Origin of the sequence: Streptomyces antnestii (genome assembly GCF_004005495.1) — a bacterium.
GTDB classification, from domain to species: Bacteria; Actinomycetota; Actinomycetes; order Streptomycetales; family Streptomycetaceae; genus Streptomyces; species Streptomyces antnestii.
The window spans coordinates 44,085-65,601 of the sequence record NZ_RZYA01000001.1 but is presented as its reverse complement, the minus strand read 5'-3'; the positions used below and the strand labels follow the sequence as shown (position 1 = coordinate 65,601).

Genomic DNA, 21,517 nt, shown 5'->3' with positions numbered 1-21,517 from the left:
CTGTGTGAGTACGTGTGCGACCGCCTCGCGGGATCTGAACGAGCCTCTCGCGGGGACCGCCGCCACCGCGAGGACCTGGCTGCTGATCGAGCAACCGGGCCCCTGGGGTGCGAAGGCGCTGACGTCCAGCCATCTGGACCCGGAGCTCGGCCGGGCCCTGGAGACGGCCGCGGAGGGGACGGGCGTGCGCGTCGCCCTCATCCGGCGCCCGGGCCGGCACGCCGACCGTCATGCCGCCGGCTTCCGTCGCCATGTGTATGTGGCCCACACCGTTCCGGGAAACACATGGCTGCGCGGCACCATGACCGACTCTCCGGAGGAGTTGCTCGCCCTCGACTTCGCCGCCCTGGGAGCGGGCGATCACCGCGGCTTCGGTGCGCCGCACGAGGGCGCGCCTCTCGCTCTCGTCTGCACCAACGGCAAACGCGACCGCTGCTGCGCCCTCCTGGGCCGGCCACTCGCCGCCGACCTCACGGAATCCGGGCAGGACGGCATCTGGGAGGTCACCCACCTGGGCGGCCACCGCTTCTCCCCCACGCTCCTCGTCCTGCCGTACGGATACGCGTACGGGCGTGCCGACGCCGCCCACGTCAGGGCCGTCCTCGACGCGGTCCGCGCGGGCCGCGTCGTCACGGGCGGGTGCCGTGGGAACTCCGCGTGGGAGCGTCCGGGGCAGGCCGCCGAGCTCGCCGTGCGGACGTCGGCCGGTGTCGATGCCGCCGGGGTCCTGAGCGTCGTCGGCACGGAGGGCGGGGCTCCGCGCTGGGAGGTCACCGTCGCCCACACGGACGGCCGCCGCTGGCGCGTCACGGTCGCGCAGGGGGCGTCGCTGCCTCCCCGCCCCGAGAGCTGCGGCGCCGTACTGGGCACTCCCGCGCGCATGGACGTACTGGCGGTGGACGAGGTCACCCCCGGCGGCACACAGACCCACACGACAACCGTCGGTACCCAGGGCTGAGCCGGTCGGACCCGCCGGGCCGCGACGCGGGGGGCCACTCCGCGAGACCTGACGCACGAGGACGCGAGGCCGGGACCACGCGAGGTGCTGCGGCCCCGAAGGTCGCGCCCACCCCACCGCCTCCTCCACCCCGCCCCGCGACCGTCCCCCCGCGAGATCCCCACCACATCCGCTACGGAGTACCCCGCTCGCCCCCGTACCGTTCTTCGTATGAGCCCCACTCCCCCCGCGCGCCGACTACGCCTCGGACTGCCGCGACGCGTTTTCGCGCAGGTGCTGCTCATGCAGGTGGCGATCGCCGCCGGAGTGGCCGTGCTAGCGACCGGGCTCTTCCTCGCGCCGCTCAGCAACCAGCTGGACGATCAGGCGATGCGCCGCGCGCTCGCGATCGCGCAGACCACCGCGGCCCAGCCGAGCATCGCCGAGGATCTGCGGCACTCGCGCCCCACGGTCGACGGCCCCGTCCAGCGGGAGGCCGAGCGGATCCGCAAGGCCAGTGGCGCCGAGTACGTCGTGATCATGAACAAGGAAGGCGTCCGCTGGTCCCACACGGACCCGCGTGAGGTCGGCAGGGTCGTCTCCACCGACCCCAGCGAGGCGCTCGCGGGCCACGCGGTCATGGAGATCGACAGCGGCACCCTCGGACGCTCGGCGCGAGGAAAGGTGCCCCTGCGCGACGCACAGGGCGACATCGTGGGCGCCGTCTCCGTAGGCATCGAGTACGACAGCGTCAGAGCGCGGCTCATCCACGCGATCCCCGGTCTGTTCGCCTACGCGGGCGGAGCCCTCGCCGTCGGTGCCCTGGCCGCCTACCTGATCTCACGCCGCGTGCAGCGGCAGACCCGTGACCTGGCCTTCTCCGACATCTCGGCGCTGCTGTCGGAGCGCGAGGCCATGCTGCACGGCATCCGCGAAGGGGTCGTCGCCCTTGACCGGAGCGGCCGGATCCGGCTTCTCAACGACGAGGCGCACCGACTCCTCGGCATCGGTGACGAGGTCATCGGGCAGTCGCTCGACGACGCGCTCGGCCCCGGCCGCACGACAGATGTGCTGTCGGGCCGGGCCACGGGCACGGACCTGCTGACGGTCCGCGGCCAGCGCGTCCTCATCGCCAACCGCATGCCCACGGACGACGGCGGCGCCGTGGCGACCCTGCGGGACCGCACCGAGCTGGAACAGCTGGGCCGGGAACTGGACTCGACGCGCGGCCTGATCGACGCCCTGCGCGCCCAGGACCACGAACACGCCAACCGCATGCACACACTGCTCGGTCTGCTCGAACTGGAGATGTTCGACGACGCCGTGGAGTTCGTCGGCGAGGTGGTCGGCGACCACCGGGCGACCGCGGAGCAGGTGACCGAGAAGGTGCACGACCCGCTGCTCGCGGCGCTTCTGGTCGGCAAGGCGACCGTGGCGGCGGAACGCGGCGTGGCCCTGTGGATCTCCGACACGACGCTGCTCCCCGACCGGTTGATCGACCCGCGGGGACTCGTCACAATCGTCGGGAACCTGGTCGACAACGCGGTGGACGCGGTCGCGGGCACCCTCCACGCGCGCGTGGAGGTCGATGTGCGGGCCGACGACCGTACCGTGGAGCTTCGGGTGCGGGACACGGGGCCGGGAGTCCCGGCGGCCCGCCGGGAGCTGATCTTCACGGACGGCTGGTCCACCAAGAAGCTGCCGTCGCACGGGAAGCGCGGCCTGGGTCTCCCCCTGGTGCGCAGACTCGCGGAACGTCAGGGCGGCAGTGTCCACGTCGCCGAACCGGACGGTGGCGGCGCCGAGTTCGTCGTCGTCCTCCCGGAGGCACTGACGGACCCGGACCTCGCGACGGAGACCACCGAGGCGCCCCCACCTGCAGCCCCCACAACAACAACTCCTACTGCCACTACTACTGCCACTGCCACTGCTACGAAGGAGGACCCGCGGTGATCGAAGTGCTGGTCGTCGACGACGACGTCCGCGTCGCGCGGGTCAACGCTGCCTACGTACAGAAGGTGGCCGGCTTCCACGTGGTGGCCGAGGCGCACAGCGCGGCTGAGGCCCTGCGGGAGGTGGAGACGCAGCCCCACATCGACCTGATCCTCATGGACCACTATCTGCCGGACGAGACGGGGCTCGCGACCGTGCAGGAGATCCGCCGCCGCGGCCATCTGACCGACGTGATCATGGTGACGGCGGCCCGGGACGTGTCCACCGTGCAGGCCGCGATGCGGCTCGGCGCGCTGCAGTACCTGGTCAAGCCCTTCGCGTTCGCGGGCCTGCGCGCCAAGCTGGAGGCGTACGCGGGTCTGCGCCGCACCCTGGACGGCGGCGGGGAGGCCGAGCAGGCCCAGGTCGACCGGATCTTCGGCGCTCTCTCGGCCGACTCCGAGCCGGATCTCCCCAAGGGGCACTCCCTCAGCACGGCGGAGCTCATCCGCAGGGCGCTGGTGGACGCGGACGGCCCTCTCTCGGCGCTCGAGGTCGCGGAGCACACCGGGCTGAGCAGGCAGACGGCACAGCGCTATCTGAAGCTTCTGGAGCGCACGGGGCGCGCCAGGCTGACCCTCAAATACGGCGATGCGGGCCGCCCAGAACATCGTTATGTCTGGGCGACCCGCACCTGAGCGGCGTACGAAGGTCCGTCAGCCGGCGGCCTTGGCTGCCTTGTCGACGAATTCCGTGGTGAACGTCTTGCTCAGGTCGACCTTGGCGTTCTTGATGTTCGGGTTGAACGCCTTGAGGACGCTCTCAACAGTCTCGGGACCGTTCTGGGGCATCACGCCGTCCGTCGTGAACATGGGCAGCGTGGCCTTGATCGCCTCGGCGTACAGCTTCTTGTCGCCCTGGGAGTAGTCGGCGGGCATCTTGGCGGCGATCTCGTCGGCGCTGTGCGTGGACATCCACTTGAGCGTCTTGACGAAGGCGTTGGCGAGCTTCTGGACCGTCGGCTTGTGGCTGTTGACCCAGTCCGTCTGCATGTAGAGGCTCGACGACGGGTACGGGCCGCCGAGTGCCTTCTGGGAGCCCTCCGGGGTCCGCATGTCGATGAGGACCTTGCCGAGCTTCTTGTCCAGGATCGTGGCGACGGTCGGGTCGGTCGTCATGCCGCCGTCGATCGAGCCCTTCTGGAGGGCGGACACGAACGTCGGGCCCGCGCCGACGGCGACCGGCGAGAACTCGCTCGGCTGGACGCCGTTCTTGACCGCCAGGTACTTGGTGAGGAAGTCCGTCGAGGAGCCGAGGCCCGTGATGCCGAGCTTCTTGCCCTTGAAGTCCTTGGGCGACGAGATGGCCTTCGACGCCTTGTTGGAGACGATCTCCACCTCGCCCGGGGCTCGCGAGAACTGCACGACGGACTCGACGGACTTGCCCTTGACCTGCAGGTCGAGCGTGTGGTCGTAGAAGCCGACGGCTCCCTGGACCTGGCCGGAGACGAGGGCCGTCTCGGCCTGGACACCCGCGGGCTCGCTCAGGAGTTGGACATTCAAACCCTCGTCCTTGAAGTAGCCGAGCCGGTCCGTGAGCATCGCCGGCAGGTAGATGACCTTGTCCAGGCCGCCGACCATGATCTTGACGTTCTCGCCCTTGCCGCCCGCCTTGTCGTTGCCCGAGCTGTGGCTCGTGCCGGCGGCGTCGTTGGCGCACGCCGTGAGCGAGGAGAGGGCCAGCAGGCCGGTCGCTGCGAGGGCCGAAAGCCGCGCGGTCTTACGCATGGTGGTTCACGTCCTTGTGAAGAGGGTCGGAAGAGCGGTGCGGGGAAGGAGAAGCAGGAAGCGATACGGGGCGGTCAGCTGTCCGAGTCCGCCGGCTTCCAGCGGAAGATGCGGCGTTCGGCGAAGGTCAGGAGCCCTTCGGCCAGCAGTGCCACGACGGCGAGGATGACCATCGCCGCGTACACACCGGCCGCGTTGAACGTGCCCTGGGACTGGGCGACGAGGAGGCCGACACCCTTGGTGGCGCCGATGTACTCGCCGACGATGGCGCCGATCAGCGCGAAGCCGAAGCTCACGTGCAGGCTGGTGAAGATCCATGACGTGGCGGACGGGATGACGACCTGAAGCGTCACTCGGCGGTCGCTGGCGCCCAGGATGCGGGCGTTGGCGACGAGGTTCCGGTCGACTTCCCGGGCGCCCTGGAAGGCGTTGAAGAACACCGGGAAGAACACCAGGACGACGGCGGAGGCGACCTTGGAGGCCGGGCCGAGTCCGAACCAGATCACGAAGATCGGGGCGAGCACGATCCTCGGGATCGAGTTGAGGACCTTGATGTAGGGGCCGAGGACGTCGGCGAGGAACGTGATGCGTCCGAGCGCGATGCCGAAGACCACACCCGCGATCACGCCGATGATCCAGCCGACGAGCGCTTCGTGGAGCGTGAACCAGACCTGTTCGCCGAGCGAGCCGAGGGCCGTGCCGTGGGTGGTCCACGTCCAGATCTGGTCCCAGATCTTCGACGGCATGGAGAAGTTGAACGGGTCGATGACGGCCGCGCGCGACAGCGCTTCCCAGAGGCCGAGGACGGCGACGAGGAGCAGGACGCGGGCTCCGCCGATCAGGAGCTTGCGCCGGCGTGCCGCGCGGGCCCTGGTGACGGCACGGCCCGCCTTGGTGGTGTCGGTGCCGGTGACGGGCAGGGTGGTGGCGGCCTCAGGCGACATCGGCGGCACCCCTCTCGCGCGTGATGCGGACCTCTTCGCCGAGCGACTCCCAGATCTCGCGGTAGATGTCGATGAACTCGGGCAGCAGGCGTACCGATTCGACCTTGCGGGGGCGGGGCAGGTCGATGTCGAAGACCTGCTTCACGGTGGCCGGGCCGGCCGTCATGACGACGACCTTGTCGGCCAGCGCGATGGACTCCTCCAGGTCGTGGGTGACGAAGACGACCGAGGCGCCGGTGCCCTCCCACAGCTCCAGGAGCTCGTCCGACATCAGGGCCCTGGTCTGCACGTCGAGGGCCGAGAACGGCTCGTCCATGAGCAGGATCTCGGGGTCGTTGACGAACGTGGCGGCGAGCGCGACGCGCTTGCGCTGGCCTCCGGAGAGCTGGTGCGGGTAGCGGTCCTCGAAGGACGCGAGCCCGACGCGGGCCAGCCACTCGCGGGCCTTGGCCTTCGCCTCGGCCTTGGGGACGCCGCGGAAGCGCGGGCCCGCCATGACGTTGGACAGCACGGTCCGCCAGGGGAAGGTCGCGTCCTGCTGGAACACGAATCCGACCTTGTCGCCGACTCCCTCGACGGGTTCGCCGGCCACCAGGACCTCGCCCTCGGTGGGCTCTTCCAAGCCGCTGACGAGGGTGAGGGTGGTCGACTTTCCGCAGCCCGTGGGGCCGACGACGGCCACGAACTCACCGCGTCCGACGGTGAGATCGAGCTCACGGACCGCGGTGTGCAGGCCGCCCGACGGCGTCCTGAAGGTTTTGCTCGCGCCCCGCAGTTCGATGGCGGGGCCGGTGTCTGTGCTCATGGCGGGAAGGTAGATGTGAGCTGGGACACCGCATCAGTCTTCTGGGCGCAAGGCGGACTTCTGCTTGCAAGAGGCTGTTGTGCTCGTTTTGCTCGCGCTACAACAGCTGAGCCGAAACACGGGCTTAACAGCTCGCCTGGGCTTGAGGGAGAGAGGCCCGATGATTGACGTCCTGGTCGTGGACGACGACTTCCGTGTCGCCGAGATCAACGCGAAGTACGTGGGGAAGGTTCCCGGCTTCCGGGTGGCCGCCCGTGCCCACAACGCCGCGCAGGCGTTGGCGGCCGTGGAGCGCCAGCGGATCGACCTCGTGCTGCTCGACCACTACCTGCCCGACATGACGGGCCTCGAACTCGCCCACCGGATGCGGGAGAACGGCCACAACACCGACGTCATCATGATCACGGCGGCGAGTGACGTGTCGACGGTGCAGGCGGCGATGCGACAGGGTGCCCTGCACTACCTCGTGAAACCGTTCACGTTCGCCGCGCTGCGCTCGCGGCTCGATTCGTACGCGGCGCTGCGCCGCACCGTCGACCGGGTGAGTGGCCGTGGCGCGGCCGGTCAGGAGCAGGTCGACCGCATCTTCGGTGCGCTACGGGCTCTGCCGCTGCCGGCGTCGCCCGGCCTGCCGAGCGGGCAGTCCGAGCCGACCACGGATCTCATCTGCGGCGTCCTGCACCGTGCCGACCATCCGCTGTCCGCCCACGAGGTCGCGGCGGAGACGGGCCTGAGCCGGTCCACGGCACAGCGGTATCTGCGGCACATGGAACAGTCGGGCCGGCTGCGCCTGTCGCTCAAGTACGGGGACACCGGGCGCCCCGAGCACCGCTACGTGTGGGTGGCGCCCTGACGCGCCCGAAGGGGCGCTGAGCGCTCTGGACGACCGAACGCGGGCACGGGCCTGGAGGAAGGAGGACCGTGCCCGCGCCGGGGCCGTACGGTGCTGCGCTCAGACGGCTCCCGCTCCCGTCAGCGCACGCACCTCCGTCTCGGCGTACCTGGCCTCGTCCGGCGGCTCGTGCGACGTCACCGTGCCGAGCCAGCCCGCGAGGAAGCCGAGGGGGATCGAGACGAGGCCGGGGTTCTCCAGCGGGAAGACCTGGAAGTCCACACCGGGGAACAGCGCGGTCGGGCTGCCGGACACCACCGGGGAGAGGATCACCAGGAACAGGGCCGGGCCGAGCCCGCCGTACACGGACCACACCGCGCCGCGGGTGGTGAAGCCCCGCCAGAACAGGGAGTAGAGCAGGACGGGCAGGTTCGCGGAGGCCGCCACGGCGAAGGCGAGGCCCACGAGGAACGCCACGTTCAGGTCACGGGCGAGCAGACCAAGCGCGATCGCGACCACACCGATGCCCACCGCGGCGACGCGGGCCACGGCGACCTCGCTGCGCTGCTTGGCATGGGGACGGCGCAGGGACGCGTACAGGTCGTGGGCGACGGAGGCCGAGGAGGCGAGCGTGATCCCGGCGACGACCGCGAGGATCGTGGCGAACGCGACGGCCGCGACCACCGCGAACAGAACCGTTCCCCCTGTCGAGTCCGGGCCGCCGCCCAGGTCGAGCGCGAGCAGCGGGACCGCCGTGTTCCCCGCCGCGTTCGAACCGCGTACGGCATCGGAGCCCACGATCGCCGCGGCGCCGAACCCGAGGACGATGGTCATCAGGTAGAAGCTGCCGATGAGCCCGATGGACCAGATGACCGAGCGCCGGGCGGCCCGGGCCGTCGGCACGGTGTAGAAGCGCGACAGGATGTGCGGCAGGCCGGCCGTGCCCAGGACGAGGGCGAGCCCCAGGCTCATGAAGTCGAGGCGCGCGGTCCAGTCACCGCCGTACTTCAGTCCGGGCGCGAGGAAGTGGGCCCCGTGCCCGCTGCGCTGCGCGGCCGTACGCAGCAGTTCGTCGAAGTCCCCGTGGAAACGGACCAGGACGAGCACGGTGAGGGTGATCGCCCCGCCCATGAGCAGGACCGCCTTGACGATCTGGATCCAGGTGGTGGCACGCATCCCTCCCAGCGACACATAGACGACCATGAGCCCGCCGACACCGACGACGGTCCACGCCTGTACGGCTCCGCCGGTACCGCCGAGCAGCAGCGCGACCAGGCTGCCCGCACCCACCATCTGCGCCACCAGATAGAGAACGGACACCGTCACCGAGGAAGTTCCCGCCGCGATCCGCACCGGGCGCTCCCGCATCCTGGCCGCGACAACGTCGGCGAGCGTGAACCGGCCGCAGTTGCGCACCAGTTCGGCGACCAGGAACAGCACGACGAGCCAGGCCACGAGGAACCCGACGGAGTAGAGCAGGCCGTCGTAACCGAAGAGCGCGATCAGGCCCGAGATGCCGAGGAAGGAGGCGGCCGACATGTAGTCGCCCGCGATGGCGAAACCGTTCTCCATGGGGGAGAACAGCCGGCCGCCCGCGTAGAACTCCTCCGCGGAACCATGTCTGTTGCGGCTCACCCAGGTGGTGATGCCGAGTGTGACGGCGACGAACGCGCTGAACAGCAGTAACGCCAGCGTCTGGTGGTTCCCGGTCACCGCCGGCCACCCCCGAGCACTCGGGTCATCTCCTGGGTGTCCCAGCGCAGTTCGAGAGCCGCACGGTCCCGCCGCAACCGTGCGTGGCGCGCGTACAGCCATGTCAGCAGGAAGGTGCTGAGGAACTGTCCGAGTCCCGCCAGCATCGCCACGTTCACCGCGCCCGCGACGGGCCGGTCCATCAGGCCGGGAGCCGTCGTCGCCGCCACGATGTACGCCAGGTACCAGGCGAAGAACACGGCGGCGGCCGGAACGACGAACCTCCGGTAGCGGCTGCGCACTTCCTGGAAGGCCGCGCTGCGCTGCACTTCCAGATAGATCGCGGCAGCGCTCCGCTCCGGGGGCGTGGTCTGGGGAGGTACGGCCGGGGCGGGTGCCCCCGTGCCGTCCAACTCGCCCCACCCAGAGGCCAGCGCGTCGTACCAGGGATCGCCGAGCACACCGCGATCACCGGCCCGGGTCTGCGCCACCTCGCGCCCGTCGTGCTTCTCCACCGAACTCTCCTTGTCCGCGAGCCACTTAGGCCGCGAGCCCAAGGATGGGCAGATCGGGAAGATCCCGGACTCTTCTCCCACATCCCTTCACCCCATTAGGTGATGGCCGACCCCGGGGGCTGAACCAGGCCGTGCCGATAGGCATACCGCACCGCCTGGGCCCGGTCCTTGAGGCCGGTCTTGGCGAAGAGGTTGTTGATGTGTGTCTTCACCGTCGCGGTCGAGACATGCAGGGTGCGGGCGATCTCCTGATTGCTCAGCCCCTCGGCGATGAGCCCCAGGACCTCCGCCTCGCGCGCCGTGATCCCGTCGGGCGGCTCCGTGGGGGCGGGAGCCGGCGCGGGCTCCGAGAGCCGCTCCAGGAGCCGGCGCTGGATCTTCGGGGACAGCCCCGCGTCGCCGGACAGCACGTCCTCGACCGCCCGCACGATCTCGTCGCCGCCCGCGTCCTTGGTCAGATATCCACGGGCGCCGGCCTTGAGCGCGGGGAACAGCGACTCGTCGTCCGCGTAGGTGGTGAGGATGACGACCTGGGTGCCGGGGTACTGGGACCGGATGCGCCGCGTCGCCTCCGCGCCGTCACAGCGCGGCATGCGCAGGTCCATCAGGACGACGTCCGGGGCGAGTCGGGCGACGAGCGCGACGGCCTCGTCACCGTCGGCGGCCGAACCGACCACCTCGATGCCCGGCAGCAGCCCGAGCAGCATGACGATGCCCTCACGCACGACCGTCTGGTCGTCGGCGACGACCACTCTCGCGTCCTTGCGCCCCGCTCGGCCGGTCCGCGCACCGGCTCCGGGATCGGCCACGCTCGCCCCCGGGTCCGTCCCGCTCGTCTCCGGGTCCGCCCCACTCGTCCCCGGGTCGGTCCTGTCCGCCCCCGGATCCGCCCCGCTCACACCAGGATCCGTCGCCTTCGCGCCAGGGTCCGTCCGGTTCACTCCCGGGTCCGTCGTCCTGTCCGCCCCAGGGTTCGTCCCGCTCATACGGGTACCTTCAGCGTCACTGCGAAACCCTCCTCGCACGGCCCTGCCTCCAGCGTGCCGCCCAGCAGCTCCGCACGCTCCCTCATCCCCAACAGACCGTAGCCGGAGCCACTGACACCGAGCTCTCCCGTGCGCAAGCACGCGCCCGGGCCCGAATCCCTTACGTCGAGGGTCACTTCGTCGGTGCCGTACTCGAGTCTGACCTGGGTCTTCGCGCCGGGCGCGTGCTTGCGCACGTTCGTCAGGGCTTCCTGGGCGACTCTGCGTACCGTCTGTGACGCCTCGACGGACAGCGGGCGCCGCTCCCCCTCGACCGAGACCGTCGCGCCGTCCGCAGCCACCAGCTCGCGCAGGAAATCCTCCAACGGGGTCATCTCGCCTCGGAGCGCCGAGAGTGCCTGGCGCGTTTCGGTGAGGCCGTCGCGGGCCATGGCGCGGGCGGCGACGACCCGCTCATGGATCTGGCCGAGGTCGGCTCCGCGCTCGATGAGCAGGCGCGCCGCTTCCAGGTGGACGAGCTGGGCGGACAGGCTGTGCGCGAGGACGTCATGGATCTCGCGGGCGATCCGGGCCCGCTCGGCCAGCGCGGCGGACTCCGCCTCAGCGGCCCGCGCCGCCCGCTCCTGGCGGAGCAGCCGCTGGGCGTTCCCCCTGGCCTCCGCGTCCAGGCGCAGGACGTAACCGGCCAGGCAGAGTCCTACGGTGGTGACCGCCGTCGTGAACCAGGCGTCGTTGTTGAGGATCGCGAACCCGGTGAGCGCGCCGGCCGTGAGCGGAATGGCCGCGGTCAGGGGAAGCCGCTCCAGTGCGGAGACGGCGCAGCCGCACCAGAGCACGAGCGCCGGCCCTCTGAATCCGGTCTGCTCCGCCAGGAACGCCCCGCCCATCAGGAGGGCGAGCAGGCCCACCGAGGGCCACAGCATGTGGTCCAGAGTGGTCCGGAAGAATCCGACGGCCGCGGCTCCGCAGGCGATGAGCACGATCGGCGCGAGCGCGAGGGTCCAGCCGTGCACGCCTCGCTCGGCCGCGGCGCTCCACACCAGAGCGGTGAGCGCGACGCCCCGTACGACGCGGGCGAGGACCCGCCGGGCCCGTGTGAGTCCCTCGCGGGAGAGCGCCTCCCGCGAGGGCCAGCTGGTCCAGGCTCCCGGCGTCACACACGGTCCTTCCACGTCGGCACGCGCACGCCGTCACCGTACGCCGTGGCCTCCTGGGGTGCGGGCCGCAAGGACTGCGCGCGCCAGACGAGGACTCCGGAGCGGACCAGCAGTGTGGCCGCCAGGGCGAGCATGAGCGCGGCGCTGCCCTGCTTGACGCCGAAGGCCGCACCGGCGGCGTAGAGACCGACCCTGATCGCCACGCCGACGATCCAGACGGCGCCGCTCGCCTTGGTGCTCCTGCTCCACACGGCGCCGTCCTGTGCGGTCCAGAGCCGGGTGGTCCAGGCCCAGCCGGCGCCGATGGCGAGCCCGACGAGCAGTTCGAGGCCTATGAGTGCGGCCGACAGGGCCTGGTGGTACGGGTCGAGGAGATCCGGCTTGCGCACGGCCATGAAGACGAGCACGGCGGGCACGACCCACCAGCGCTTGTCCGCGGTGATCTGCTGCGCCGTGAACTGGCGCGCGACCACCAGCACGACGACAGCGATGATCACCAGCACGTTGGTGAACCCGGACATGACGGCCTCCGATTGACCGAGAACTTCCGAAAGCTTCCGAGAGCTTTCGATGACTGCCGCGGGCGACGCCGTGCGACGTCGACCGATGCAGTCGAAGTTACGGAAAAGGCCAGTTCACGGGATCGGAGCTGGGGTGGATCGTGGGTGGATCAGCCGGCTCCACCCACGGGTGGAGCCGGCGTCAGGGTCGCCCCTAGGCGTCGATCCGGGACCGGTCGAGGGTCGCGGCCGAGCTGCTGATGAACTCCTTGCGCGGCGCCACGTCCGTACCCATCAGCAGATCGAAGACCTGCTCCGCGGCGTCCAGCTCACCGATGTTGATGCGGCGCAGCGTGCGGTGGCGCGGATCCATCGTGGTCTCGGCCAGCTGGTCGGCGTCCATCTCGCCGAGGCCCTTGTAGCGCTGGATCGAGTCCTTGTAGCGGACCCCCTTGCGCTGGTACTCGAGGAGCGTCTCGCGCAGCTCGCGGTCCGAGTACGTGTAGACGTACTTGTCCTGGCCCTTCTTCGGCTGCACGAGTTCGATGCGGTGCAGCGGCGGCACCGCGGCGAACACGCGACCCGCCTCGATCATCGGCCGCATGTAGCGCTGGAAGAGGGTCAGCAGCAGCGTACGGATGTGCGCTCCGTCGACGTCGGCGTCGACGAGCAGGATGATCTTGCCGTAGCGCGCGGCGTCGATGTCGAAGGTCCGCCCCGACCCTGCTCCTATGACCTGGATGATCGCGCCGCACTCGACGTTCTTCAGCATGTCCGAGACGGACGACTTCTGGACGTTGAGGATCTTGCCGCGGATCGGCAGGAGCGCCTGGAACTCGGAGTTCCGCGCGAGCTTGGCGGTGCCGAGCGCGGAGTCCCCCTCGACGATGAAGAGCTCGCTGCGCTCCACGTCGTCGCTGCGGCAGTCGGCGAGCTTGGCGGGCAGCGACGACGACTCCAGGGCCGTCTTCCTGCGCTGCGCGTCCTTGTGCTGGCGGGCCGCGATCCGCGTACGGGCGGCGGCGACGGCCTTCTCCATGACGGCGCGGGCCTGCGCCTTCGCGTCGCGCTTGGTGGACGTCAGGAACGCCTTGAGCTCCTTGGCGACGACGTTCGCGACGATCCTGTTGGCCGCCGAGGTGCCAAGGACCTCCTTGGTCTGCCCCTCGAACTGCGGCTCGGCGAGACGCACCGTGACGACGGCCGTCAGGCCCTCCAGAGCGTCGTCCTTGACGACGTCGTCCTCGGCGACGCGCAGGAGCTTCTGGGCGCGCAGCACCTCGTTCATCGTCTTCGTGAGCGAGCGCTCGAAGCCGCTCACGTGGGTGCCGCCCTTGGGGGTGGCGATGATGTTGACGAACGACCGCAGGGTCGTGTCGTAGCCGGTGCCCCAGCGCATCGCGACGTCCACGCCCAGCTCGCGCGTGACCTCGGTCGGCGTCATCTGACCGTGGTCGTCCAGGACGGGGACGGTCTCCTTGAAAGTGCCCTGACCGGAGAAGCGGAGGACGTCGCAGACCGGCTTGTCGGCCGCCAGGTACTCGCAGAACTCGCTGATTCCGCCGTCGAAGCGGAAGGACTCCTCACCCTTGCTGCCCCCGTCACCGAGCCCGTACTCGTCGCGCACGACGATGGTCAGGCCGGGCACGAGGAAGGCGGTCTGGCGGGCGCGCTGGTGCAGGTTCTCCAGGGAGAGCTTGGCGTCCTTGAGGAAGATCTGGCGGTCGGCCCAGTAGCGCACGCGCGTGCCGGTGCGCGTCTTCGGGATCCGCTTGACCTTGCTCAGGCGCGCGGAGGAGTCGAACGTCGCATCGGGGCCGGACTTGGCGAAGGCGCCGGGGACGCCGCGCCGGAAGCTGATCGCGTGCGTGTTCCCACCGCGGTCGACCTCGACGTCGAGCCGCGCGGAGAGCGCGTTCACCACGGAGGCGCCCACGCCGTGCAGGCCGCCGGAGGCCGCGTAGGAGCCTCCGCCGAACTTGCCGCCCGCGTGCAGCTTGGTCATGACGACCTCGACCCCGGAGAGTCCGGTCTTGGGCTCCACATCCACGGGGATGCCACGGCCGTTGTCCCGCACCTCTACGGAGGCGTCGTCATGGAGGATGACCTCGATGTGGTCGCAATAGCCTCCGAGGGCCTCGTCGACGGAGTTGTCGATGATTTCCCAGAGGCAGTGCATCAGGCCACGGCTGTCCGTCGACCCGATGTACATACCGGGGCGCTTGCGTACGGCCTCGAGCCCCTCAAGGACGAGCAGGTGCCGCGCGGTGTAGTTGGAACTGTCCTTGTCCACGATGCCGCCTGCTCCGGTCAGCAGCGCTGTGGACGGCACGGACGTTTCGGCGGTCACGCAGTTCGCTCCTCGCTGAATTTCACTTGAGACCCTTTTGGGTAAGGGGCTGGCTTCGGTCGCCGCTCAGAGGGTACCGAGGCCTGGTAGAGCCGTTGTAACGCCACCCTCGCCCTCTGCCCAGACTAGTCCAGCATCGTATGCGTGTTCGATCCCTCGATGGGGTGAAGCACACATCACGTTCCCTTCGAGGCATGAACCATTTAGGCTCCGGGCACGTCCTCATGAACAAACCGGCAAGCCAGCCGGCAAGGACTGACCTGACGGAACGCGCGAACCCGTAAGACACGTAAGAGACGCAATACGGCACATTCGCCGCCAACCGGCAGCAGACAGCCCCTCGGAAAGATTTTTCGAGGAAAAGCCACGAGCGGGAACGTTTTCGGCCTGGTTGGATGTTGACCCTGGTACGACAGCTCGTCGAGCTAGAGAAGAGGCGACGTGACTACTGTTCTGACCCCCGCGAGCCCGCTGACGGCCGCTGACCGCTGTGACCGTTGCGGCGCCCAGGCCTACCTGCGCGTTGTCCTCATCAGCGGTGGTGAACTGCTCTTCTGCGCCCACCATGGCCGCAAGTTCGAGCCGGAACTCAAGAAGATCGCCGCTGAGATACAGGACGAGACGGAGCGCCTGACCGCCGTTCCGGTAAGCGCCGAGACCGAGGAACGCTGACGCCTCGCACCACGACGAGCCAGCTCCGGCCCAGGCCGGTTCAACGGGCGGCTGCCCCTGCACCACAGGGGCGGCCGCCCGTCCTCGTATCCTGCTTGCACTGAGGCCCCCCTGGCGCTCAGCGGCGGGCCTACGCCCGCAAAGCGCCTTGAAGGCGTCAGACAGGCGTCGGCATGACCCGCATGGCCTCCGACACCCGGGTGTAGACGCCGGGACGCCCAGGGCGCCCACAGCCGCTCCCCCATGACACGAGCCCGATCAGGCGCCCCTGCGCCACGAGCGGGCCACCGCTGTCCCCCTGACAGGCGTCCCGCCCACCTTGCGCCTCTCCGGCACACAGCATGGTGTCGGCGCGGAACGCTCCGTCAGCGCTGCCCGGATAGGCCTCCTTGCATACGGAGTCGCCCAGAACATGCACGTCGGCGGCGCGCAGCGTATTTGAGTAGTCACCCGTTCCTGAGGTGTCACCCCAGCCGTACACTTCCGCGCCGGTGCCGACCTTGTAGGCCGCATCCCCGGACGCCGCCATAGGGATCACGTAGCGCCCGGGCAGCGGCGTTTCGAGTGTGATGACCGCCACATCGCCGGAGTTGGTCTCCGGGTCGTAGTCGGGGTTGACCCAGATGTGACGCACCGGGATCTCCGCACCCGCGCGGGTCCGCAGGTCGTCACGCCCCGCGATGACCTTGAGATCGCCCACGGCGCGCAGCGCGGTGCCGAGAACCTCCTCGCTGAGGCAGTGGGCGGCGGTCACGACGGTGGACCGCCCGACGACGACACCCCCGCAGAACTGACCGGCCCGCGTACCCCCGAACCGGTCACGACTGGAGAGCGCGACCACCCACGGACTGTCGGCCACATGGACCGGCCTGCCCCCGATGACCACACTGTCCGCCGCCACTGAGGCGGGGGTGGCCAATGGCAGCAAGACCGCCGCCGCCAGCAGGGCAGGCGCCCGGAACAGCGTTCGGGCGAAGGGACGACGCATACGGTGTCCTCACTCTGGGTTGTATCGACACACCCAGCGTGAGCGAACTTCGTGCGTCATGCACACGAGCACGCCGAAGGGTCCGGCTCCCGTACGGGGGCCGGACCCTTCGGTGACGCACTGTCTGTCGCCCGGAACGCGTCCGGGCTATGACGACTGGTCCAGGCAGTCGACGACTAGTCCAGGTAGTCGCGCAGAACCTGCGAGCGCGACGGGTGGCGCAGCTTCGACATCGTCTTGGACTCGATCTGACGGATCCGCTCACGCGTGACGCCGTAGACCTTGCCGATCTCGTCGAGGGTCTTCGGCTGGCCGTCGGTGAGGCCGAAGCGCATCGAGACGACGCCCGCCTCACGCTCGGACAGGGTGTCGAGGACGGAGTGCAGCTGCTCCTGGAGGAGCGTGAAGCTGACCGCGTCGGCCGGCACGACCGCCTCGGAGTCCTCGATGAGGTCACCGAACTCGCTGTCGCCGTCCTCACCCAGGGGGGTGTGCAGCGAGATCGGCTCGCGGCCGTACTTCTGGACCTCGATGACCTTCTCCGGGGTCATGTCGAGTTCCTTGGCCAGCTCCTCCGGAGTGGGCTCGCGGCCCAGGTCCTGGAGCATCTGGCGCTGCACGCGCGCGAGCTTGTTGATGACCTCGACCATGTGCACCGGGATACGGATGGTGCGGGCCTGGTCGGCCATGGCGCGGGTGATCGCCTGGCGGATCCACCACGTCGCGTACGTGGAGAACTTGTAGCCCTTGGTGTAGTCGAACTTCTCGACCGCGCGGATCAGACCGAGGTTGCCCTCCTGGATCAGGTCCAGGAAGAGCATGCCGCGGCCGGTGTAACGCTTGGCCAGGGAGACCACCAGACGGAGGTTGGCCTCCAGGAGGTGGTTCTTGGCGCGGCGGCCGTCCTCGGCGATGATCTCCAGCTCGCGCTTGAGCTTCGGCGCGAGCTTGTCGGCGTTGGCGAGCTTGTCCTCGGCGAACAGGCCGGCCTCGATGCGCTTGGCGAGCTCGACCTCCTGCTCGGCGTTGAGCAGCGGGACCTTGCCGATCTGCTTCAGGTAGTCCTTGACGGGGTCGGCCGTGGCGCCGGCCGCGGCCACCTGCTGCGCGGGCGCGTCGTCCTCGTCCTCGTCGGACAGGACGAAGCCCTGCGCACCCTCCTCGCCGGGCTCGCCTTCGGCCTTGGCCGTACCGGGGGTCTCCTCGGTGGCCTCGTCGTCGAGCTCGTCGTCCTTCTTGGACCTCTTCGTCGCGGCCTTCTTGGCGACGGTCTTCTTCGCGGCGGCCTTCTTGGCCGTCGTCTTCTTGGCTGCGACCTTCTTGGGTTCGGCGTCCTCAGCGTCGGCCGCGACGGCCGACGACTCGGGGGTGGCCGTGGCAGCGACCTTCTTCGCCGTGACCGTCTTGGCGGCGACGGTCTTGGTGGCGGTGCGCTTGACCGGGCTCTTCGCTGCGACGCTCTTGCGGGGGCGCTTCGGCTCCGCGGCACTGACCATCAGCGTCACACCCTCTTCCTCGAGGATCTGGTTGAGGCTGCGCAGAACGTTCTTCCACTGAGTGGCCGGAATCTGGTCGGCCTCGAAGGCACGGCGCACGTCGTCGCCGGCGATCTGGCCATCAGCCTTTCCCCGCTCAATGAGCGCCATGACAGAGACGGACTCGGCGATCTCCGGCGGGAGCGTACGGGATGTGCTGGCCGACACGAACAACCTCTCGGAACGATGGAAAACGGCTTCCGGCCCCGTCCTGTGAGGACCGGGGCCGACGACCGCCGACTTGGGGATGAGTCGACGTCGCGGGCGGGGACCGGGAAGATGCACAGCGCCATGCACGGCTGCTGTATTCCCTCCTCGGCTGTCACCTCTTAGGTCATCGCGCTGTTCCGAGGAGCGTTACGCCCAATCTGCGTGGCCCGAGTCACACCCCGTAAGCGATCAAAAACTAATGGATACGGTCAAATGTGGCCACTCTTCGGGTACCCAGCTCGACCCGGAGGAACCCATGGCCCACACATGTGTCGCCGGATCACGCCGGGTCCCGGGGGATCAGGCGCGATCCGGCGACACGTGCGGGACGGTGGTGGGCACGCCCGGACCGTGCGGCGCGTCGGACACCGGCCGTGCGGCGCGTCGGACACCGGGGCTCGGCGGCGAGACGCCGGAGCGCCGCGGAGTCCGTCAGTGCTCGCGGGGCCCGGGGACCACACGTTCGGCATCGGGGTGGACGGTGAGCAGCTGGCGCATGGCCGCCTCGGCGCCCGGGCCGTCACCCGCGGCGAGGGCGTCGGCGATCCGGGCGTGGTGCGCGACGGCCGTCTCGTTCGGACGGTCGCAGCCCGTGACGGGCCCACCGGACACCTGGAGGGCCGCCGAGACGATGCCGGACAGGTGTTCCAGCATGCGGTTGCCCGCGAGCTGAATGAGCAGGGAGTGGAACTCGGCGTCGGCGCGGGCGAAGGTGATCGGGTCACCCTGCCCCAGGGCGTGCCCCATGATCTCGACCATGTCGGTGAGCCGCTGCTGGACGTCGTCCCGGCCGTGCCCGGCCGCGAGCCGCGCGGCGAGGGGCTCGATCGTCCAGCGCAGCTCGTTCAGCTCGCGGCGCTGATCGTCGCGCTGCGGACCGAAGGCGCGCCATTCGATGATGTCGGGGTCGAGCAGGTTCCAGTCGCTGACGGGGCGGACGCGGGTGCCGACATTGGGGCGGGCGCTGACCAGGCCCTTGGCCTCGAGGACGCGGAGCGACTCACGGACGACGGTGCGGGACACCTCGAATCGCTGGCCGATCTCCTCGGGGACGAGCGGGCGGTCCGCGCCGAGGTCCCCGGAAACGATCATCTGGCCCAGCTGCTGGACGAGTTGGCCGTGCAGGCCGCGGCCGCGGCTGCCGGCGGCGCGCCGCCCCATCCGGCCGAGATCCTGATCCGCGACATCCCACACGGGGGCGCCGACACGGTCGGCGCCACTGGCCTCCCCATAGGGGTAACGGTCGAGTTCGCCCGGGCCGGCCAGGCCGGAGTCGGCGGAGCGGGCGGTGGTCATCATGGTGTGCGCAAGGGTACTCACGGATCTGTTGTCGGCGCCGCCCCCAAGTCCCTTGAGGTCTTTGGTGAAAAGCACACGAAAGGGTGATCGCTTACCTCGTCGCAATTGACGCCTTATCAGACGGAATTGGGCGATCTTCGAGGAGTTGTGGGCGAGGCCGGACCAGATCATGCCGGTTGGTCGTCACTGAGCCCTGGGACGCAGCACTGTGAGCAGATAAGCGCAGAGCAGAGCGGTCACCGACAACATCAGGGCGCCACCCACGGGTTGGGCGATCATCCGCAGTCCCGCCGCCAGAAAACGCTCGCCTCCGAACGGCCAGTGCACGAGCGCCAGATCACGAAGTCGCGCCGGAAGCCCGGCAGCGGTTCGTACAGAAGGCCCCGTCAAGGCCTTCTGTACGAGGGGTACGACGACGATCGGCACGGCGAGTACGGCGGCCAGCCCGGCCGTTGTGGACCGGAAGACGCCTGCGGCCAATACCCCGGCCCACGCACAGCCCACAACGAGTGCGAGCCAACTCGCGCTCGTCGAAAGCCAGTCGGCGGGAACTTCGGTGAGCTCTTCTCCGTATACGAGGTGGAGCAGCATCGCGTCTGAGGCGACGACGGCGAAGGCCAGCGAGAGGGCGGTGGCCGACGCGACGACGAGTTTCGCGCAGAGCAGCCCCAGGCGACGCGGGACGGTGCCACGGTCGGCCGCGAGGGCGGGGTGCCGGAATTCGTCGCCGAACGCGAAGGCTCCGAGCAGACCCGCACCGAGAGCCGCGGGCGGGAGAGGCAGCTCCTGGGGCCAGGCGGCCAGCAGGCGGGACTGCGGGGCGTGCCCGGTCCGCGCGATGAGCAGGGCGAGGACGGCGGAGACGGCGAGGACCACGGCCGAGGTGAGGTATCCGGTGGCGATGCCCGTCGCCCGGCGGACCTCGTAGCGCAACGGGCGGAGCGGGCTGCGTGCCGGGCGGATCGTGATGGGGGGCGGGAGCGGGGGGAGGGGGGAAGGTGGGGGGACTGCCCGAGTGGTGGTGACGGCCGGAGTGGTGGTGACGGCCGAGGTGGCGCGGGGGGTGGGGTGCGGGTCCTCCGGGGTGGCTGAGGCGTGTGCCGGTGGGTCGGCCTGGGTCGCGTCGGGAGACGGGGGCTCCGCCAGGTGCAGGACGTCGATGGGCTGCGTCTGTGACACGGCTGCATCGGTGCCGGCAAGCGCCTCGCAGGAAAGGACCTCGCGGGAAAGCACCTCGCCAGGAAGCACCTCGTTGGCGTGGTCGGCGCTGACAGCCTGCGCACTGGAGTGTTGTGCGCTGGAGAGTTCCGCGATGGAAGGTTCCGCGCCGGTGACGCCTTGAGGGAGCGCTCGCGCCAGGATGTCCGCCGTGGGCCCGGCGTCCCCGACCTCGTCGGCGAGTTGATGGACCAGGATGCTGTGACGGAACGCCGTTTCTCCGATGTCCGCGCAGTTACTGCCGTACACGGAGAGCCGGTTGCCGTCCTCGTTCACGACCTCGACAGAGCGCTGGGTCGCGCGCGCTTCCTTGGCCAGCAGGACGCCGAGCCGGGCGGCGTGCGGGCTGCGGACGGCGACGCGGGGGCGCAGCCGCGTGCGGGCGAAGTCCGCGACGTCCTGGTCCGCGATGACGCGCCCTTCCTCGAGGGTGACCACGCGGTCCGCGGTCCGCGCGGCCTCCTTGGCGTCGTCGGTGGTGAACAGGACCGTGCCGCCCAGCGACGCGTGCGCCCGCAGGATTCCGTGCAGCCACTTCGCCTCGCGCGCCGAGAGCACGTCGGCGGGCCCGTCGAGGACGAGCGTGTGCGGGTCCGCGAGCAACGCGCAGGCGAGGCCGAGGCGCCGGTCCATGCCACGCGAGAGCATTCCGAGTCGCTGATCACGGAGGCTGACGATGCCGACGACTTCCAGGACTTCGTCCGCGCGCCGGACGGATACGCCGGCGGCCGCGCACAGCATGCGCAGCTGTCCGCGCACCGTGCGGGACGGATGCCCCTGGACCTCACCGAGCAGCACCCCCACCTCACGCGAGGGATGGGGGATGCGGTGCAGCGGACGGCCTCTGAAATGCGTGATTCCACGGCCTTGTTGGAGTTCGAGCATCAACCGCACCGCGGTCGTCTTGCCGGACGCGCGGGCGCCGAGCAGCGCCGTGACGCGACCCGTCGGCGCCTCGAAGGACACGTCGTCGACAGCGGGCGGGAGCTCCTGGCGGGGGTTGCTGGTCAGTCCGAAGGCCTGGATCATCGCTTCTCTCGCAAGATGTGCGACCGCTCGGCGGCCGGGACCCGTCCGCCGGGCGGGGACGGACGAACCCCGTGGGTACCGCAGCAAGATAACGCGATATTTGTGTCTTTTCGGGCAGGGTGCGGGCCT

The 21,517-nt window shown here is 69.9% G+C and carries 18 protein-coding genes; 5 read left to right on the top strand and 13 right to left on the bottom strand.

Annotated elements, in window-relative coordinates:
• Positions 1–4 precede the first annotated feature (4 nt).
• From EOT10_RS00260 to EOT10_RS00250, 3 genes are all read left to right on the top strand, one after another.
• Entirely contained in the window at positions 5–958 is a 954-nt protein-coding gene (locus EOT10_RS00260) for a ferredoxin family protein (protein WP_127825953.1), read from the top strand.
• A gap of 210 nt (positions 959–1,168) precedes the next feature.
• The gene (locus EOT10_RS00255) at positions 1,169–2,890 is read left to right on the top strand and encodes a sensor histidine kinase (protein ID WP_127825952.1); all 1,722 of its coding nucleotides are present in this window, start codon (positions 1,169–1,171) and stop codon (positions 2,888–2,890) included.
• Positions 2,887–3,567: a response regulator gene (locus EOT10_RS00250; protein WP_127825951.1), complete on the top strand. Its 681-nt coding sequence runs from the start codon at positions 2,887–2,889 to the stop codon at positions 3,565–3,567. Before EOT10_RS00255 ends, EOT10_RS00250 begins: the two co-directional genes overlap by 4 nt.
• Positions 3,568–3,585: 18 nt before the next feature.
• On the opposite strand, the gene EOT10_RS00245 is transcribed toward EOT10_RS00250, so the two are convergent.
• The 3 genes from EOT10_RS00245 to EOT10_RS00235 form a co-directional block, all read right to left on the bottom strand.
• Positions 3,586–4,656, bottom strand: a complete 1,071-nt coding sequence (locus tag EOT10_RS00245; RefSeq protein WP_127825950.1) for an ABC transporter substrate-binding protein — start codon at positions 4,654–4,656, stop codon at positions 3,586–3,588.
• Between the two features lie 74 nt (positions 4,657–4,730).
• Positions 4,731–5,600 (bottom strand): ABC transporter permease, encoded by an 870-nt coding sequence (locus tag EOT10_RS00240; protein WP_127825949.1) that lies wholly within the window; start codon positions 5,598–5,600, stop codon positions 4,731–4,733.
• Positions 5,590–6,405 carry an ABC transporter ATP-binding protein gene (locus EOT10_RS00235; protein WP_127825948.1) on the bottom strand — a complete coding sequence of 272 codons (816 nt, stop codon included), beginning with the start codon at positions 6,403–6,405 and terminating at the stop codon, positions 5,590–5,592. The genes EOT10_RS00240 and EOT10_RS00235 overlap by 11 nt, the downstream gene beginning before the upstream one ends.
• A gap of 160 nt (positions 6,406–6,565) precedes the next feature.
• On the opposite strand from EOT10_RS00235, the gene EOT10_RS00230 reads away from it, so the two are divergent.
• Positions 6,566–7,258: a response regulator gene (locus EOT10_RS00230; protein WP_127825947.1), complete on the top strand. Its 693-nt coding sequence runs from the start codon at positions 6,566–6,568 to the stop codon at positions 7,256–7,258.
• 99 nt (positions 7,259–7,357) lie between these two features.
• On the opposite strand, the gene EOT10_RS00225 is transcribed toward EOT10_RS00230, so the two are convergent.
• The 6 genes from EOT10_RS00225 to EOT10_RS00200 all read right to left on the bottom strand — a co-directional run bounded on the left by EOT10_RS00225 (position 7,358) and on the right by EOT10_RS00200 (position 14,437).
• Entirely contained in the window at positions 7,358–8,950 is a 1,593-nt protein-coding gene (locus EOT10_RS00225; RefSeq protein WP_127825946.1) for a solute symporter family protein, read from the bottom strand.
• Positions 8,947–9,444, bottom strand: coding sequence for a DUF485 domain-containing protein (locus EOT10_RS00220; RefSeq protein WP_127825945.1), 498 nt, complete (start codon positions 9,442–9,444; stop codon positions 8,947–8,949). The genes EOT10_RS00225 and EOT10_RS00220 overlap by 4 nt, the downstream gene beginning before the upstream one ends.
• Positions 9,445–9,539: 95 nt before the next feature.
• On the bottom strand, positions 9,540–10,253 hold the full coding sequence (locus tag EOT10_RS00215) for a response regulator transcription factor (protein ID WP_127825944.1): 714 nt from the start codon (positions 10,251–10,253) through the stop codon (positions 9,540–9,542).
• 173 nt (positions 10,254–10,426) lie between these two features.
• Positions 10,427–11,587, bottom strand: a complete 1,161-nt coding sequence (locus EOT10_RS00210; RefSeq protein WP_127825943.1) for a sensor histidine kinase — start codon at positions 11,585–11,587, stop codon at positions 10,427–10,429.
• A complete protein-coding gene (locus tag EOT10_RS00205; RefSeq protein WP_127825942.1) occupies positions 11,584–12,108 on the bottom strand; it encodes a DUF1453 family protein in 525 nt (174 codons plus the stop codon). The genes EOT10_RS00210 and EOT10_RS00205 overlap by 4 nt, the downstream gene beginning before the upstream one ends.
• A gap of 193 nt (positions 12,109–12,301) precedes the next feature.
• Positions 12,302–14,437, bottom strand: a complete 2,136-nt coding sequence (locus EOT10_RS00200) for a DNA gyrase/topoisomerase IV subunit B (protein WP_127825941.1) — start codon at positions 14,435–14,437, stop codon at positions 12,302–12,304.
• Between the two features lie 441 nt (positions 14,438–14,878).
• On the opposite strand from EOT10_RS00200, the gene EOT10_RS00195 reads away from it, so the two are divergent.
• A complete protein-coding gene (locus tag EOT10_RS00195; RefSeq protein WP_127825940.1) occupies positions 14,879–15,109 on the top strand; it encodes a DUF7455 domain-containing protein in 231 nt (76 codons plus the stop codon).
• A gap of 157 nt (positions 15,110–15,266) precedes the next feature.
• Here the strand turns inward: EOT10_RS00195 and EOT10_RS00190 are convergent, their stop codons facing one another.
• The 4 genes from EOT10_RS00190 to EOT10_RS00175 all read right to left on the bottom strand — a co-directional run bounded on the left by EOT10_RS00190 (position 15,267) and on the right by EOT10_RS00175 (position 21,388).
• Positions 15,267–16,097 (bottom strand): serine protease, encoded by an 831-nt coding sequence (locus EOT10_RS00190; protein WP_127825939.1) that lies wholly within the window; start codon positions 16,095–16,097, stop codon positions 15,267–15,269.
• Between the two features lie 176 nt (positions 16,098–16,273).
• Positions 16,274–17,806, bottom strand: a complete 1,533-nt coding sequence (locus tag EOT10_RS00185) for an RNA polymerase sigma factor (RefSeq protein ID WP_127825938.1) — start codon at positions 17,804–17,806, stop codon at positions 16,274–16,276.
• 468 nt (positions 17,807–18,274) lie between these two features.
• On the bottom strand, positions 18,275–19,162 hold the full coding sequence (locus tag EOT10_RS00180; RefSeq protein ID WP_189490924.1) for a FadR/GntR family transcriptional regulator: 888 nt from the start codon (positions 19,160–19,162) through the stop codon (positions 18,275–18,277).
• Between the two features lie 162 nt (positions 19,163–19,324).
• On the bottom strand, positions 19,325–21,388 hold the full coding sequence (locus EOT10_RS00175; protein WP_127825936.1) for an ATP-binding cassette domain-containing protein: 2,064 nt from the start codon (positions 21,386–21,388) through the stop codon (positions 19,325–19,327).
• Positions 21,389–21,517 lie beyond the last annotated feature (129 nt).